This is a genomic window from Curtobacterium sp. 8I-2 (assembly GCF_902506155.1).
In the GTDB taxonomy this organism is placed as follows: Bacteria; Actinomycetota; Actinomycetes; order Actinomycetales; family Microbacteriaceae; genus Curtobacterium; species Curtobacterium poinsettiae.
This window is the reverse complement of record NZ_LR732827.1, coordinates 1,287,521-1,302,791: the sequence shown is the minus strand read 5'-3', so window position 1 is coordinate 1,302,791 and position 15,271 is coordinate 1,287,521. Positions and strand designations below refer to the sequence as shown.

The 15,271-nt window shown below is 70.9% G+C and carries 13 protein-coding genes; 8 read left to right on the top strand and 5 right to left on the bottom strand.

The genetic code is table 11. From position 1 onward, the window contains the following. Positions 1-80 precede the first annotated feature (80 nt). From sucC to BOSE127_RS09920, 8 genes are all read left to right on the top strand, one after another. On the top strand, positions 81-1,250 hold the full coding sequence (sucC, locus tag BOSE127_RS09955) for an ADP-forming succinate--CoA ligase subunit beta (RefSeq protein ID WP_031260265.1): 1,170 nt from the start codon (positions 81-83) through the stop codon (positions 1,248-1,250). Positions 1,251-1,261: 11 nt separating this feature from the next. Beyond that, a complete protein-coding gene (sucD, locus tag BOSE127_RS09950) occupies positions 1,262-2,149 on the top strand; it encodes a succinate--CoA ligase subunit alpha (RefSeq protein ID WP_042539799.1) in 888 nt (295 codons plus the stop codon). A 141-nt stretch (positions 2,150-2,290) separates the two neighbouring features. Next, on the top strand, positions 2,291-4,369 hold the full coding sequence (locus BOSE127_RS09945; RefSeq protein WP_159557050.1) for a cell division protein PerM: 2,079 nt from the start codon (positions 2,291-2,293) through the stop codon (positions 4,367-4,369). Between the two features lie 41 nt (positions 4,370-4,410). Beyond that, positions 4,411-5,004, top strand: a complete 594-nt coding sequence (purN, locus tag BOSE127_RS09940; RefSeq protein WP_042539801.1) for a phosphoribosylglycinamide formyltransferase — start codon at positions 4,411-4,413, stop codon at positions 5,002-5,004. Then, positions 5,001-6,635: a bifunctional phosphoribosylaminoimidazolecarboxamide formyltransferase/IMP cyclohydrolase gene (gene purH, locus BOSE127_RS09935; RefSeq protein WP_159557048.1), complete on the top strand. Its 1,635-nt coding sequence runs from the start codon at positions 5,001-5,003 to the stop codon at positions 6,633-6,635. The genes purN and purH overlap by 4 nt, the downstream gene beginning before the upstream one ends. 596 nt (positions 6,636-7,231) lie before the next feature. Continuing rightward, positions 7,232-9,040 (top strand): ABC transporter ATP-binding protein, encoded by a 1,809-nt coding sequence (locus tag BOSE127_RS09930; protein WP_042539805.1) that lies wholly within the window; start codon positions 7,232-7,234, stop codon positions 9,038-9,040. Between the two features lie 119 nt (positions 9,041-9,159). Further along, positions 9,160-10,959 (top strand): ABC transporter ATP-binding protein, encoded by a 1,800-nt coding sequence (locus BOSE127_RS09925; RefSeq protein WP_159558143.1) that lies wholly within the window; start codon positions 9,160-9,162, stop codon positions 10,957-10,959. A 37-nt stretch (positions 10,960-10,996) separates the two neighbouring features. Next, on the top strand, positions 10,997-11,425 hold the full coding sequence (locus tag BOSE127_RS09920; RefSeq protein ID WP_017888146.1) for a DUF805 domain-containing protein: 429 nt from the start codon (positions 10,997-10,999) through the stop codon (positions 11,423-11,425). A gap of 22 nt (positions 11,426-11,447) precedes the next feature. Here the strand turns inward: BOSE127_RS09920 and BOSE127_RS09915 are convergent, their stop codons facing one another. From BOSE127_RS09915 to BOSE127_RS09895, 5 genes are all read right to left on the bottom strand, one after another. Continuing rightward, the gene (locus BOSE127_RS09915; protein WP_042539807.1) at positions 11,448-11,786 is read right to left on the bottom strand and encodes an MGMT family protein; all 339 of its coding nucleotides are present in this window, start codon (positions 11,784-11,786) and stop codon (positions 11,448-11,450) included. 14 nt (positions 11,787-11,800) lie between these two features. Continuing rightward, positions 11,801-12,256: a GNAT family N-acetyltransferase gene (locus BOSE127_RS09910; RefSeq protein WP_017888144.1), complete on the bottom strand. Its 456-nt coding sequence runs from the start codon at positions 12,254-12,256 to the stop codon at positions 11,801-11,803. Between the two features lie 104 nt (positions 12,257-12,360). Further along, positions 12,361-13,110, bottom strand: a complete 750-nt coding sequence (locus BOSE127_RS09905) for an SDR family NAD(P)-dependent oxidoreductase (RefSeq protein WP_042539809.1) — start codon at positions 13,108-13,110, stop codon at positions 12,361-12,363. Further along, positions 13,110-13,907 carry an SDR family NAD(P)-dependent oxidoreductase gene (locus BOSE127_RS09900; protein ID WP_231564095.1) on the bottom strand — a complete coding sequence of 266 codons (798 nt, stop codon included), beginning with the start codon at positions 13,905-13,907 and terminating at the stop codon, positions 13,110-13,112. The genes BOSE127_RS09905 and BOSE127_RS09900 overlap by 1 nt, the downstream gene beginning before the upstream one ends. Further along, a complete protein-coding gene (locus BOSE127_RS09895) occupies positions 13,904-15,253 on the bottom strand; it encodes an MFS transporter (protein WP_082046967.1) in 1,350 nt (449 codons plus the stop codon). Before BOSE127_RS09895 ends, BOSE127_RS09900 begins: the two co-directional genes overlap by 4 nt. Between the last annotated feature and the right edge of the window lie 18 nt (positions 15,254-15,271).

Here is a 15,271-nt window from a genome sequence, read left to right as displayed (position 1 = left end):
ACATCGAGCGACCCTCGATGTGGAGTGCGCGACCGGGAAACCGATGCCGATCGCACGAACCGTGCGGGAAGAAGAACAGCGTGGATCTTTTCGAGTATCAGGCCAGGGACCTCTTCGAGTCCTACGGCGTCCCCGTGTTGCAGGGGATCATCGCCGACACCCCCGAGCAGGCGAAGGCGGCGGCCGAGAAGATCGGCGGCGTCGTGGTCGTCAAGGCGCAGGTGAAGGTCGGCGGTCGCGGCAAGGCCGGCGGCGTCAAGGTCGCGAAGACCCCGGACGAGGCCTTCGAACACGCGCAGGCCATCCTCGGCCTCGACATCAAGGGCCACACCGTCCAGCGGGTCATGGTCGCCCAGGGTGCCGACATCGCCGAGGAGTTCTACTTCTCCGTGCTGCTCGACCGGGCCAACCGCTCCTACCTCTCGCTCACCAGCGTCGAGGGCGGCATGGAGATCGAGCAGCTCGCCGTCGAGAAGCCCGAGGCACTCGCCCGGGTCGAGGTCGACCCGCTGACCGGCATCGACAAGGCCGCGGCGCTCGAGATCGCCGCGCAGGCGAACTTCCCATCGGAGCTGCAGGACGCCGTCGCCGACGTCTTCGTCAAGCTCTACGACGTCTACAAGGGCGAGGACGCGACCCTCGTCGAGGTCAACCCCCTGGTCCGCACCGGCGACGGCCAGATCCTGGCACTCGACGGCAAGGTCTCGCTCGACGAGAACGCCGACTTCCGCCACGAGGGCCACAAGGACCTCGAGGACACCGCCAGCGAGGACCCGCTCGAGGCGAAGGCGAAGGCCCACGGGCTGAACTACGTCAAGCTCGACGGCCAGGTCGGCGTCATCGGCAACGGCGCGGGGCTCGTCATGTCGACGCTCGACGTCGTCGCCTACGCCGGTGAGCGCCACGGCGGCGTGAAGCCCGCCAACTTCCTCGACATCGGCGGCGGCGCCTCGGCCGAGGTCATGGCCAACGGCCTCGACGTCATCCTCGGCGACCCGCAGGTGAAGAGCGTGTTCGTGAACGTCTTCGGCGGCATCACCGCGTGCGACGCCGTCGCGAACGGCATCGTCGCCGCGCTCGGCATCCTCGGCGACGCGGCCACCAAACCGCTCGTCGTGCGTCTGGACGGCAACAACGTGGAAGAGGGTCGTCGGATCCTGGCGGAGGCAGCGCACCCGCTCGTCACCGTCGCCGCGACCATGGACGATGCGGCCGAGCAGGCCGCCGAACTCGCCGCCGCAGCGGCCTGAAGGGACTGACCATGTCGATCTTCCTCAACAAGGACTCCAAGGTCATCGTCCAGGGCATCACGGGTGGCGAGGGCACGAAGCACACCGCCCTGATGCTCAAGGCCGGCACGAACGTCGTCGGCGGTGTCAACGCCCGCAAGGCCGGCACCACCGTCACCCACGGCGACGTCGAGCTGCCGGTCTTCGGCTCGGTGCGCGAGGCCATCGACACCACCGGTGCCGACGTCTCGATCGTCTTCGTCCCGCCGGCGTTCGCGAAGGACGCGGTGACGGAGGCCATCGACGCCGAGATCCCGCTCGTCGTCGTCATCACCGAGGGCATCCCCGTGCAGGACTCGGCCGAGTTCTGGGCGCACGCCAAGGCGAAGGGCGGCACGACCCGGATCATCGGGCCGAACTGCCCCGGCATCATCACCCCGGGGGAGTCGCTCGTCGGCATCACCCCTGCGACGATCACCGGCAAGGGGCCGATCGGCCTCGTCTCGAAGTCCGGCACCCTGACCTACCAGATGATGTACGAGCTCCGTGACCTGGGCTTCTCGACCGCCATCGGCATCGGCGGCGACCCCGTCATCGGCACCACGCACATCGACGCGCTCGCCGCGTTCGAGGCCGACCCCGAGACCGAGGCCATCGTGATGATCGGTGAGATCGGTGGCGACGCCGAGGAGCGCGCGGCCGAGTTCATCAAGGCGCACGTCACCAAGCCGGTCGTCGGCTACGTCGCGGGCTTCACCGCTCCCGAGGGCAAGACGATGGGCCACGCCGGCGCGATCGTGTCCGGTTCGGCCGGCACCGCCGAGGCGAAGAAGCAGGCGCTCGAGGCCGCCGGCGTCAAGGTCGGCAAGACGCCGTCCGAGACCGCCGCGCTGCTGCGCGAGGTCGTCGCCGCCCGCTAGCGACGAGCCCGTTCCGCAAAACACCGGTGTTCGTCGGGTGAACCGCGTCCTGCGCGTGTTCGTCCTGCGAACACCGGTGTTTTGCGTCGGCAGCCGCGCGGCTCCGGGGTGGCCGCGCGAGGGGCACGTATCCTCGCTGCGATGAACCGCCTGGGAACCGCTCTGCTCGCCGCGATCGAGGCGGTCGTGACGGTCGGCGTCGGCATCGGGATCGCCCTCGTGCCGCTGACGCTGCTCTGGGGGTTCGAGTACGGCCTGCAGGTCGACTGGGACGTCTTCTGGAAGGCCACCGGCAGCGTCTGGCTCGTCGGGCACGGCGTCGACGTCTCGTTCCTGCTCGGTTCCGCACTCGCCAAGAGCACCGGGGTCAGCGGCGCTGCCGACCCCATCCACGTCACCCTGGCGGCCCTCGGGTTCGCGGTCGTGACCGCCTGGCTCGGCGCCCGTGCCGGACGCCGGTTCGCCGAGACCGAGCACCGCACGACCGGCCTGCTGGTCGGCACCGCCGTCGTCGCGCTCCTCGGTCTGGCCGTCGCGCTGTCGACGACCTCCGCCGCCACCCACCCCACGCTCTGGCAGGCCGTGGTGCTGCCGGCGCTCTGGTTCGGGATCCCCGCACTCGCCGCGTCCGAGGTCTGCCGTCGTCGCCGGGACATGCCCGCCGACGCCGTCACCCAGCGGGTCATCGACCTGGTCGACCGCGTCCCAGCCGTCTGGCGGTCCGTCGCCGGGTTCGGGCTGCGCGCCGGGACCGCAGCGACCGCCGTGGTCGTCGGCGTGGCCGCGGTGCTGGTCGGCCTGCTGCTCTTCACCTCGTTCGCCGAGGTCATCACCCTGTACGAGCAGTCGCACGCCGGGGTGATCGGCGGCGTCGCGCTCACCGTCGGACAGCTCGCGTTCCTGCCGGACTTCGTCGGGTGGGCGACCTCGTGGCTGATCGGCCCCGGGTTCGCCATCGGCACCGGGTCGAGCGTGTCCCCGATCGCCACGACCCTGGGCCCGATCCCCGGCCTGCCGGTCTTCGGCGCGCTGCCGACCTCGGGTCACACGTTCGGGCTCGTCTGGATCCTGGTGCCCGTCATCGCCGGGTTCGCGATCGGCGGCTCGATGCGGCCCCGGTTGGTGCGGGCCCTGGGCACCGCCGACTCCGCGCTGCACCGTGCGTTCGGCGGCGTCGCGGCAGGACTCGTCGCCGGCGTGCTCACGGGGCTCGTCGCCTGGGTGTCGTCCGGATCGTTCGGCCCGGGACGCCTGGCCGACGTCGGCCCGAACGCCCTGGCGGTCGGTGGGTTCGCCGCACTCGAGGTCGGCCTGCCGGCGATCATCGCCCTCGCCGCGGGCAGTGACCTCGTCCGCCTGCCGGAGGGCGGGTGGAGGCGCGAGCGCTGGACCGAAGCGGACGAGGCCGCCGAGGCCGACGAGGACCACGACACCGCGCGCGCCGGAGCAGACCTCGGCGAGGGGTCCCTGCTCGCCGCGCTCGACCAGGCCGGGGCCGGACGGACCACCGACGTGCACCGCTTCGTCGTCGAGGAGTCCCACGACGGGTCGACGGCAGCGCGCCCGCGGGTGACGACCGAACGCGCGACGACCGAACACACGACCGGGCCGATCGGCAGCGAGGTCGTCGGGGACGAGCCGGCCGACGCGACACCGGCGCGGCCCGCCCGCGAACCCGACCCCGCCTCCGCACCCACGCCTCCACCCCGCGCACCGCGTGCCGGCGACACCGACCACGACGTCGAGCTCCCCGACTGGGCGAAGACCGACGCGGTGGCCGCCGACCGCCTCGCCGCCGAGCCCGAACCGGTGCGACGCGGTGCCGGACGAGCAGCCCTGGGCGGCCTGCGCGACCGTCTGGCCGGCGCGGCCGAGGGGGTCCGGGGACGAGCCGGTGCACTGCGCGGCCGCGTGACCGGCTCCGACGCCGAGCCGCAGCAGCCCGCCCCCGAGCCGCCCACGGCCACCGCCCCCGCGGCAGCACCGCCGCGCGTGCCCACCGACGCCCAGCCCGCGTTCCCGTGGAGCACCGAGGAGTTCGTCGCCGGCCGGGACGACCTGGACGAGACCGCCGAGGCGGACCGCGTCGACGTCGTCCACGACACCCGGGCGCCCGCACCGGAGCGGGAGCAGCAGCCCCGCCAGGCGAAGTGGGACGTCACCGACCAGATCCCCGAGGACGAACTGCCCTGGTGGCGACAGCCGAAGGACGACCGGTAACCGCGCCCGCCGACGCCGTGCCTCCCGGTAGGGTTGGTGCCGTGCTCGAACTGGTCGTCCTGATCTCCGGTACCGGGTCGAACCTCCGAGCCCTGCTCGAAGCGACCTTCGACGCCGAGTACCCCGCCCGTGTCGTCGCCATCGGTGCCGACCGCGACGCCGAGGGGCTCGGGCTGGGCGAGGAGTTCTCGATCCCGACCTTCACGGTCCCGTTCACCCGCTACGACTCCCGCGCCGAGTGGGGTCAGGCCCTGGCGGAGCAGATCCGTCCGTGGTCGCCCGACCTGCTCGTGCTCTCCGGCCTGATGCGCCTGCTGCCCCCGGCCGTGGTGTCCGAGTTCGCACCGGGGATCATCAACACCCACCCGGCGTACCTGCCCGAGTTCCCCGGCGCCCACGGCGTGCGCGACGCACTCGCCGCCGGCGTGACCGAGACCGGCGCGAGCGTCATCGCGGTCGACGACGGCGTCGACACCGGGCCGATCCTGGCCCAGGAGCGCATCCCGGTGCTGCCGGGCGACAGCGAGTCGACGCTGCACGACCGCATCAAGCCGGTCGAGCGCCGCCTGCTCATCCAGACCATCCTCGACATCGCCAACGGCACCACCGAACTGAAGGGCACCCCGAGCGCATGAGCGTGCACGCAGCCGACCCCAGCCTCTACCGCGACCGGGACGTGGTGCCGGTCCGCCGTGCACTCATCTCGGTGAGCGACAAGTCCGGCCTGCTCGAGCTCGCCGGCGCCCTGGCCGACTCCGGGGTCGAGATCGTGTCGACCGGCTCCACCGCCCAGACCATCCGTGACGCCGGGTACGCCGTCACCGACGTCGCGAGCGTCACCGGGTTCCCCGAGTCCCTCGACGGTCGCGTGAAGACGCTGCACCCGTCGGTGCACGCCGGCCTGCTCGCCGACCTGCGGCTCGAGTCGCACGAGCAGCAGCTCGCCGACCTCGACATCGCGCCGTTCGAGCTCGTCGTCGTGAACCTCTACCCGTTCGTCGAGACCGTCGCGTCGGGTGCCGACACCGCGACCGTGGTCGAGAACGTCGACATCGGCGGCCCCGCGATGGTCCGTGCCTCGGCGAAGAACCACCCGAACGTGGCGATCGTCGTCTCCCCGGCGTCCTACCCCGAGGTTGTCGAGGCCGTCCGTGCCGGCGGCACCACGCTCGAGCTCCGGAAGCGCCTCGCCGCCCAGGCCTTCGCGCACACCGCCGCCTACGACACCGCGGTGGCGTCCTACTTCGCGAGCGACGTCGTCACCGCCGCCGCAGCCCCGACGACCGCCGGCGACATCCGGACCCCCGGTGCGTTCGACGAGCACCTGACGGTCGAGGCCGAGCTGTCGGCGACCCTGCGCTACGGCGAGAACGCCCACCAGGCCGCGGCGCTCTACACGACGTCGGACGGCACCGGCATCGCACAGGCGACGCAGCTGCACGGCAAGGAGATGTCGTACAACAACTACGTCGACGCCGACGCAGCGGTCCGTGCGGCCTTCGACTTCGACGAGCCCGCCGTCGCGATCATCAAGCACGCCAACCCGTGCGGCATCGCGATCGCCCCGGCCGACGCCGCCGACCCGATCGCCTCGGCCCACGCCGCCGCGCACGCCTGCGACCCGCTGTCGGCGTTCGGCGGGGTCATCGCCGCGAACCGCCCGGTCACCCTGGCCATGGCCGAGACCGTCAAGGACATCTTCACCGAGGTCGTCGTCGCCCCCGGGTTCGACCCCGAGGCGCTCGAGGTCCTGTCGCGCAAGAAGAACATCCGCCTGCTCACGCTGCCGGCCGACTTCGCGCTCGCCGACCGCGAGGTCAAGCAGGTCTCCGGCGGGTTCCTGGTGCAGGACGCCGACCGCTTCACGGGCTTCGACCAGTCCACCTGGACCCTCGTCGCCGGCGAGCCCGCCGATGCGCAGACCCTGACCGACCTGGCCTTCGCGTGGCGTGCCAGCCGTTCGGTGAAGTCCAACGCCATCCTGCTCGCGAACCAGGGCGCGAGCGTCGGTGTCGGCATGGGCCAGGTCAACCGGGTCGACTCGTGCCACCTCGCCGTGAACCGTGCGGGTGACCGGGCTGCCGGCAGCGTCGCGGCGTCGGATGCGTTCTTCCCGTTCGCCGACGGCTTGCAGGTGCTGCTCGACGCCGGTGTCCGTGCGGTGGCGCAGCCCGGTGGCAGCGTCCGTGACGACGAGGTCATCGCTGCGGCGAAGGCTGCTGGCGTGACGATGTACTTCACGAGCGAGCGCCACTTCTTCCACTGATGTGCACTGCCACTTCGTCCACCGATGTGAACAATCGGTGGCAGACCATTGCGCGGCGACAGTCACTGTGAATAGTCTGTAAGGCTCCGCGGCAGGCAGCCGACGATCCCTCGGGACCGGCGGCACCGCGGACACAACGGTGACGAAGACGACGACTGGAGTGACGATGGACAACATGACCGGAACCGTGGCGACGGCCGCCCGCGCAGGTCTCGTGTCCGTCGTGGGGACCACTCCCGCACGGCGATCCCCGATCGCACCGCGACCCCGCGTCGCGGCCGCCGTCTAGTCGGGCCGTTCCCACGGCCCCGCGACGCAGCACCACCGGCGTCCGCGAACCACCCGCCTGAACCCGGGGGACGACGCTCCCCCGGTGCCTCCGGCCCGACCGACGTCACGCGAGTGACGGCGGAGACGCGACCACGCGCCCGGCCGATGATCACCACGCAACGCCACACCGAGCCTCCAGGCCGAAGCCGCGCGACGCGAGCAAGCAAGCAGCAAGCAAGCAAGCAGCAAGCAAGCAAGCAAGCAGCAAGCAAGCACGCACCGCGCAGCGCGACCCGGGGACCCGGCAGACGCATGAGGACGCAACCATGTCCAAGTCGCCCACCACGGCGCGCCCGTCCACCTTCCGCGCGATCGCGCGGATCTACCCCTACGTGAAGCCCTACCAGGGGCGCCTCATCGGCGGCATGGCCGCAGCGATGGGAGCCTCCCTGGTGGCGCTCGCAATCCCCTACGTGCTGCAGTGGCTCGTCGACGGTCCGCTGTCGTCGCGCGACTCGGCACAGATCTGGCCCGCCGGGCTCGGGGTGCTCGCCCTCGGTGTGCTCGAGGCGTTCTTCATCGCCTCGCGCCGTCGGCTGGTGATGCGTCCCTCGACCCGCATCGAGACGAGCATGCGCAACTCGCTCTACGCGAAGCTGCAGGACCTGCCGGTCGCGTTCCACGACCGCTGGGAGTCCGGGCAGCTGCTGTCCCGTTCCGTGTCCGACCTGTCGCTGATCCGGCGCTGGCTGGCCTTCGGCGTCGTCCTGCTCGTCGTCAACATCGTGACGATCGTCGTCGGCTTCGTCGTGCTGTTCACCTTCGGGTGGATCCTCGGGCTGATCTTCCTGATCGCGTCGATCCCGCTGTGGATCAACGGCCTGCTGTTCGAGCGCCGGTACTCCGCCGTCGCACGCCGCAGCCAGGACCAGGTGGGCGACCTCGCCACGAGCGTCGAGCAGTCGGTGCACGGCATCCGCGTGCTCAAGGCGTTCGGTCGCGGCGGCGCGAAGCTCGAGGAGTTCAGCGAGCAGGCCGAGGCCCTGCGCGGCACCGAGATCAAGAAGGCGAAGGCCATCGCCGGCATCTGGCTGTGGCTGCTGCTCGTGCCGGACGTCGCGTTCGCGCTGTGCCTGCTCGCCGGCATCTGGCTCGCATCGCAGGGGCAGCTCACCGTCGGCCAGCTGTTCGCGTTCTTCGCGACGGCGACGGTGCTGCGGTTCCCGATCGAGTCGATCGGCTTCCTGCTCTCGATGACGTTCGACACCCGCACGGCGGTCGACCGCTTCTTCGAGGTCATGGACTCCGAGAACACCATCACGGACCCGGAACACCCGAAGACGATCGCCGAGCCGCACGGTGCGCTGTCGTTCAACGGCGTGCACTTCCGGTACCAGGACTCCGCACCGCAGTACCCGGACCTGATCAACGGCGTCGAACTGCAGCTGCAGCCGGGCGAGACCATGGCGCTCGTCGGGCTGACCGGCTGCGGCAAGACCACGCTGCTCTCGCTGGTGCCGCGCCTGTACGACGTGACCGGCGGTTCGGTGACGATCGACGGGGTCGACATCCGCGACCTCACCCGCGAAGAGCTCCGCCGGCACGTCGGCGTCGCCTTCGAGGACGCCACCCTGTTCTCGTCGACCGTGCGTGAGAACGTGCTGCTCGGTCGACCGGACGTGCAGGGTGCCGAGGCCGAGGCGCTCATGCGCGAGGCGCTCGACATCGCGCAGGCGTCCTTCGTGGACGACCTGCCCGACGGCGTCGACACCCGGGTCGGTGAAGAGGGGCTGTCGCTGTCCGGTGGGCAGCGACAGCGCCTGGCACTCGCCCGCGCGATCGCCGCGCGGCCGTCGGTGCTCGTGCTCGACGACCCGCTGTCGGCGCTCGACGTCGACACCGAGGCGCGGGTCGAGGCGGGCCTACGTCGCGTGCTCGCCGACACCACGTCGCTCATCGTGGCGCACCGTCCGTCGACGGTGACGCTGGCCGACCGGGTCGCCCTGATGGAGAACGGCGTCGTCACGGCCGTCGGGACCCACCACGACCTGATGGCCACCAACGAGCACTACCGCTACGTCATCTCGTCGCTCGACGACGACGACGCGACCGCACGACAGGAGGCGATGGCATGAGCCAGCAAGAGAAGAACCTGCCGCTCGACACGTCGGCCGGGCCGGGAGGCGCGGATCCCGTCGTCGACGACATCGCCGACGCGCAGGCTGCCGCCCCCGTCACCGCCTCGATCACCACCATGGGCGTGCGCGGCGAGGAGCGTGAGGACTTCACGAAGGCCGAGAGCAAGCGCCTGCGGCGCCGGTCCCTCGCCCTGCTCGGGTCCCTCGCCGCACCGCTGAAGCTCCGGCTGGTGCTGCTCGGCATCGTGGTCGTGGTCTCGACCGCCGGCACCGTCGCGGGTCCGGCGCTCATCGCGTGGGGCATCGACAACGCCCTGCCCGCGGTGATGGACCAGAACGACTGGGTGCCGGCGTTCGGCGTCGTCTCGACGTACATCGTCGTGGCCGTCCTCGGTGCGGTGCTCACCGCCTGGTACACGGTGCTCGCGGCGCGGATCAGCCAGGCGATCCTGTTCGACCTGCGCAAGCGGGTGTTCCTGCACACGCAGCGGCTCTCGCTGGAGTTCCACGAGACCTACACGTCGGGCCGGATCATCTCGCGCCAGACGAGTGACCTCGACTCGATCCGCGAGCTGCTCGACTCGGGGCTGAACCAGCTCATCCAGGGCGTGCTGTACATGGCGTTCACCGCCGTGGCCCTGGTGCTGCTCGACCCGACGTCCGGGCTCGTGCTCGCGGTGTCGCTCGTGCCGCTCTGGTTCCTGATCCGCTGGTTCCAGACGAACTCGCAGACGCTGTTCCGCTCCACCCGTGTCACCTCGGCGCGCGTGATCGTGCACTTCGTCGAGACGATGACGGGCATCCGCGCGGTGCAGGCGTTCCGCAAGGAGTCCCGCAACCGTGACGAGTACGGCGGCTACGTCGAGGACTACCGGGTGGCGAACACGAAGGTGTTCAACCTGTTCGGGACCTTCGACCCGGTGCTCGTGCTCATCGGCAACGCGACGCTCGCCGCGGTCGTCATCGTCGGTGGCTTCCGGATCGTCGGCGGGACGCTCGAGGTCGGTGCGCTGCTCGCGGTCGCGCTGTACGCCAAGCGCTTCTTCGACCCGGCGCAGGAACTCGCGATGTTCTACAACGGGTACCAGTCCGCCTCAGCGGCGATGGAGAAGATCTCCGGCGTCCTCGAGGAACGGCCGAGCGTGCCGGACCCCGTGAAGCCGACCCGTCTGGCGGACGCCACCGGGAAGATGGACTTCGACGACGTCGTGTTCGCCTACAACAAGGGCAAGGTCGTGCTGCCGGAGTTCGACCTGCACATCCTGTCGGGGCAGACCATCGCCCTCGTCGGTTCCACCGGCGCCGGCAAGTCGACGCTCGCCAAGCTCATGGCGCGCTTCTACGACCCGAGTCAGGGCTCCGTCAAGCTCGACGGTGTGGACCTGCGTGACCTCGACACGAAGGACATGCGCCGCGCGATCGTCATGGTCACGCAAGAGGCCTACCTGTTCTCCGGAACCGTCGCGGACAACATCGCGCTCGGCAAGCCCGGGGCGTCCCGCCAGGAGATCGAGGCGTCGGCCAAGGCGGTCGGCGCGCACGAGTTCATCATGGCGCTGCCCGACGGGTACGACACCGACGTGAACAAGCGCGGTGGCCGTGTCTCGGCGGGCCAGCGGCAGCTGCTCTCGTTCGCGCGGGCGTTCATCGCGGACCCGAAGGTGCTCATCCTCGACGAGGCCACAGCGTCGCTCGACATCCCCTCGGAGCGACTCGTGCAGGAGGGCCTGGAGACCCTGCTCGCCGACCGCACCGCGGTGATCATCGCGCACCGGCTGTCCACCGTCGCGATCGCCCACCGGGTGCTCGTGATGGAGCACGGCCGGATCGTCGAGGACGGTACCCCCGCCGACCTCATCGCCGGCACCGGGCGCTTCGCCCAGCTGCACGCAGCCTGGCGCGACTCGCTCGTCTAGGCCCCGGTCGGGCTGCACCACGTGGTTGGCTTGCTCCATGAGCAACGACAGCGTGGTGCAGCCCGGCGGCGTCGCCCTGCACGACCCCTTCTACGGTGCCCCCTTCACCGAGGCCGTTCGCCGGTTCTGGCGGAAGTACACCGTGTTCACCGGACGGGCATCGCGCGCCGAGTTCTGGTGGTGGTGGCTGACGTCGCTCGCGATCGGGCTCGTGCTGCAGCTCGTGCCGCAGGTGTTCACGCCGGACACCCCGGTGCTCGAGAACCCCGTCGGCTCGTACCTGTTCATGCTGTGGGTGCTCGCGACGCTCGTCGGCTCCCTCGGCCTCGGCGCCCGACGACTGCACGACGCGAACCTGTCCGGCTTCTGGCAGTTCCTGCACGTGCTGCCGGGCCTCGGCTCGCTGATCGTGTACGTCCTGTGCCTGCTGCCCGCGAACCCGAAGGGTGCGCGCTTCGACCGCTGAGGTCGACCCGCGCGGCGCGGGGTCAGAACGGGTCGTCCGCGTCCGTTGCCGGTGACCAGCGCGCACGACGCATGTCGAGCCTCCAGGCCGTCGTCCCCTGCACGAGCGGGGTCCCCTCGGCCCGGTAGTGCTCGAGCGCCCGGGCCTCGTGGCGGAGCGGCGGGTGCCCACCCGCGCGCACCACACGCCACCACGGCAGGTCGGCGCCCTCGTGCGCCATCACCTTGCCGACGGCACGAGAGGCCCGCGATCCGAGGACTGCGGCGACGTCGCCGTACGTCATGACGTGACCGGGCGGGATCATCCGCACCACCTCGGCGACGGCGGCGCCGAAGTCGACCGATGGGTCGTCGGTGGGCACGTCGTCGGAGCGTGCTAGAGCGTCAGGACCGCGAAGTGGTCGCCGTACTGGGTCTCGCGCACGACCTCGAAGCCCACGGCGCGGAAGAACGCCTCGGGGCTGTCGTCGCCGCCGGGCTCGTACACGACCGTCAGTCGCTCGAACCCGCGGCTGCGCGCTTCGTCCGCCAGACCGTGCACGGCGAAGCGACCGACGCCACGGCCCTGCGCGCTGGCTGCCACGTTGACGCGCCAGATGCAGCTGCGCAGTTCTTCCTGCGCGTTGTCGGCGTCGAACGAACCGATGATCAGGCCGAGGACCTCGTCGTCGTCGAGGACGACACGGGTCCACGCGGAGCTCGGCTTGACGTCGGTCTCGGCGACCCCGTAGGTGGTCGGCTGCACGAACTGTTCCTGGCCCGGCTTGAGCGTCAGGGAGTTGGCCGCGGCAGCGGTCTTCGCGGAGAGTTCTTCCAGGCGCAGGTCGGACATGCGGCCAGGGTAACGGTGCTGACCCTGCGGAAGCCAGTGGCGACGGCAGACCGAGACCGCACCGTTGTCGCGGCGGAACCGGGCGGCCGACCGGCGGGTGCTGCTCACGGCATGACGTCACCCGAGTTCGGGCCGAGCGTCTGCCCGGTGTACAGGTCACCCGCCGGGGACGACGCGAGGAGCAGTGCGGTCGGCGCGACCTCGGCGGAGACCCCGAAGCGTCCGATCGGGAGCTCGGCGGCCTTGTCCGTCCGCCACTGCTGGGTCATCCGGTCCGTCATCGGGGAGACGATCGGGCCGGGTGCGATCGCGTTGACGAGCACACCCCGCCCGCTCCACTCGATCGCGGCGCTCTTCGTCAGCGCGATGACGCCGGCCTTCGCTGCCGCGTAGTGCGCGACCTCGGAACCGCCCTTGATCGCCAGCTGCGAGGCGAGGTTGATGATGCGCCCGTGCCCGTCGCGGAGCATCCGCCGACCGACTGCTCGCATCACCAGGAAGACCCCGGTCAGGTCGATCGCGATGACACGCGCCCAGTCCTCCGTGGTGAGTTCCTCGAGCGGCGCCTGCGAGAGCACGCCGGCGGCGTTCACCAGGACCTGGATCCCGCCGGACTCCTCGTCGACCGACGCCACGGCGGCCTCCACCTGGTCCTCGTCGGTGACGTCGAGCACGATGGTCCGGACGCCCAGCCGCTCGGCGAGGTCCGCCAGGCCGTCGGCGTCGAGGTCGGCGGCGACGACCCGCGCTCCTGCGGCGACGAAGGTCTCCACGATCGCGAGCCCGATGCCGCTCGCACCGCCCGTCACGAGCGCGGTCGTCCCGGTGAGGTCGAACACCGTCCGGTCTGGCATCAGTCGGCCATCAGGATCGTCAGGCCGCCGTCGACGACGAGTTCCTGCCCGGTGACGTAGCGCGCCTCGTGGCTGAGCAGGAACCGGATGGCCGCGGCGGCTTCGTCGGCGTGGCCGACACGACCCCACGGGATCCGAGCACCCGCGGCGGCGAGGCCCGCCGGACCGAGCGAGTTCTGGGCGTCCGAGGACTGCGGCGTCTCGATGAGCCCCGGGATGATGGTGTTCACCCGGATCCCACGCGGTGCGAGTTCGGCTGCCGCACTCCGGGCGAGGCCGATCACCGCCGCCTTGCACGCGGCGTAGTGGCTGTGCGCGACCCAGCCGTACACCCCGCCCGCGATCGACGAGACGGCCACCATCGACCCGCCCCGGTCGAGGTGTCGGGCGCCGGCCCGGAGCGTGCGCATCACACCGTGCAGGTCCACCTGCAGGATGTCGTCCCACGCCGCGTCGGTCATGGTGTCGAGCGGCTGCCGACGGAGCACCCCCGCTCCCGCCACGACGTGGTCGACGCGCCCCCAGCGGTCGACGGCCGCCTGGAACACGGCGTCGACGTCCTCGGTGCTGCGGACGTCCGCGGTGACCGTCAGCGCGCTGCCACCGGCCGCCTCGACGGCGTCGACGACGGGTGCGGGATCGTGCGGGTCACCCGCGAAGACGGGGATGACGATGTTCGCGCCGTACTCGGCGAGCTGCACGGCGAGGGCCGCGCCGATCCCGCTCGCGGCGCCGGTGATGACGACCACGCTCCCCGAGAACTCGGAGTACACGCCTGCCGGTGTCGTGGCGCTCAATGCTCGATCACCGCCACGCGCTTCGTCGCGAGCATGATCAGGCCGGAGAGGACCATGCCGCCCGCACCGACGATGAGGGCTGCCGGGCCGAGCCCGATGCTCCCGGCGACGAGGGCCGTCAGCACCGCCGAGCCGATGATGGTGCCGGGCTGTCCCATCGCGGTGACGAACGCGGACCCGGTCGCGCGGCAGCTCGAGTCGAAGCACTCCGCCTGCAGGAAGAGCAGCGACGCGTACGGTCCGAGCAGGAAGAACAGCGTCAGCATGTAGGTGACCAGGACGTAGCCGAAGTCGTCCGGCCCGAGCACGAAGAGGGTCCAGCACACACCGGCGAGCACCCAGCCCACGACGATCGTGGTCTTGCGGCCGATGATGTCGCCGAGCCAGCCGTGGAACAGGTAGCCGGCGGCGCCGACCACGTTGGACAGCACGATGATGAGCAGCGACATGCTCGGGTCGACACCCTTGACGCCCTCGAGCATCGTCGTCCCGAGCACGCTCGTGGTGGTGATGCCGAAGTAGTTCACGATCCAGGCGATCGAGAGCACGACGGTGTTGCGTGCGTACCGTCGGCCGAAGATCGCCCGCAGCGGGTTCGGACCCTCGTCGACGATGCCGAAGCGGGCGGCGACCTCGGTGGCCTCCTCGGTGCGACCGGACTTCCGCAGCTGCCGCAGGTACGTGTTCAGACGGTGCTGCGGCGTCTCCTTGATGCCCTTGCGCAGGAACAGCACGAACAGCGCCGGGACGGTGGCGATGAGGAACGCGAGCCGCCAGGACTCCTGTCCGAACAGCCCGTTGATCCCGGCGATGAACGCGGCCGCGAGGAGCGCGCCGATCGGCCACCCGGTCTGGACGAGGCTGTAGAAGAAGCCGCGACGCTTCTTGACGCCCTCGAGCTCGGTGAGCGCGAAGACCTCGTTGAGGTAGGTGGAGTTGACGGACTGCTCGGCCATCCCGAAGCCGCTCAGGGCCCGGAAACCGACGAGCGAGGCGACCCCCGTCGACGCCGCCGTCAGCAGCGAGGACAGGGCCGCGCCGCCGATCGTGATCATCATGCCCCGGCGCCGACCGAGTCGGTCCACGAACAGACCGACGAGGACGACGACGACGAAGACCCCGACGCTCACGAGGGTGTTCGCCAGCAGGGCGGTCTGCTCGTTCCACCCGAAGTCCTCGGCGATGCGGGGGAGGAGCGTGCCGAACATGATGAAGTCGTAGACGGCGAGGGTCCAGGCGAAGAACGCCAGCGTCGCGCCGCGCTTGGTCTCCTTCGGCCCGATCGTCGGGAACGTCCCGGTGGCGAGCTCGAGGTCCTCGGGCTCGTGGATGGTCGTGGTGGACATGGTCTTCCTCTCGGTACG

Coding starts and splice junctions, on each gene's coding strand:
- BOSE127_RS09905 (WP_042539809.1), bottom strand. CDS start 13,110: ATGCCAGACCGGACGGTGTTCGACCTCACCGGGACGACCGCGCTCGTG.
- BOSE127_RS09920 (WP_017888146.1), top strand. CDS start 10,997: ATGAGCAACGACAGCGTGGTGCAGCCCGGCGGCGTCGCCCTGCACGAC.
- BOSE127_RS09930 (WP_042539805.1), top strand. CDS start 7,232: ATGTCCAAGTCGCCCACCACGGCGCGCCCGTCCACCTTCCGCGCGATC.
- BOSE127_RS09895 (WP_082046967.1), bottom strand. CDS start 15,253: ATGTCCACCACGACCATCCACGAGCCCGAGGACCTCGAGCTCGCCACC.
- sucD (WP_042539799.1), top strand. CDS start 1,262: ATGTCGATCTTCCTCAACAAGGACTCCAAGGTCATCGTCCAGGGCATC.
- BOSE127_RS09910 (WP_017888144.1), bottom strand. CDS start 12,256: ATGTCCGACCTGCGCCTGGAAGAACTCTCCGCGAAGACCGCTGCCGCG.
- purH (WP_159557048.1), top strand. CDS start 5,001: ATGAGCGTGCACGCAGCCGACCCCAGCCTCTACCGCGACCGGGACGTG.
- BOSE127_RS09945 (WP_159557050.1), top strand. CDS start 2,291: ATGAACCGCCTGGGAACCGCTCTGCTCGCCGCGATCGAGGCGGTCGTG.
- BOSE127_RS09925 (WP_159558143.1), top strand. CDS start 9,160: ATGGGCGTGCGCGGCGAGGAGCGTGAGGACTTCACGAAGGCCGAGAGC.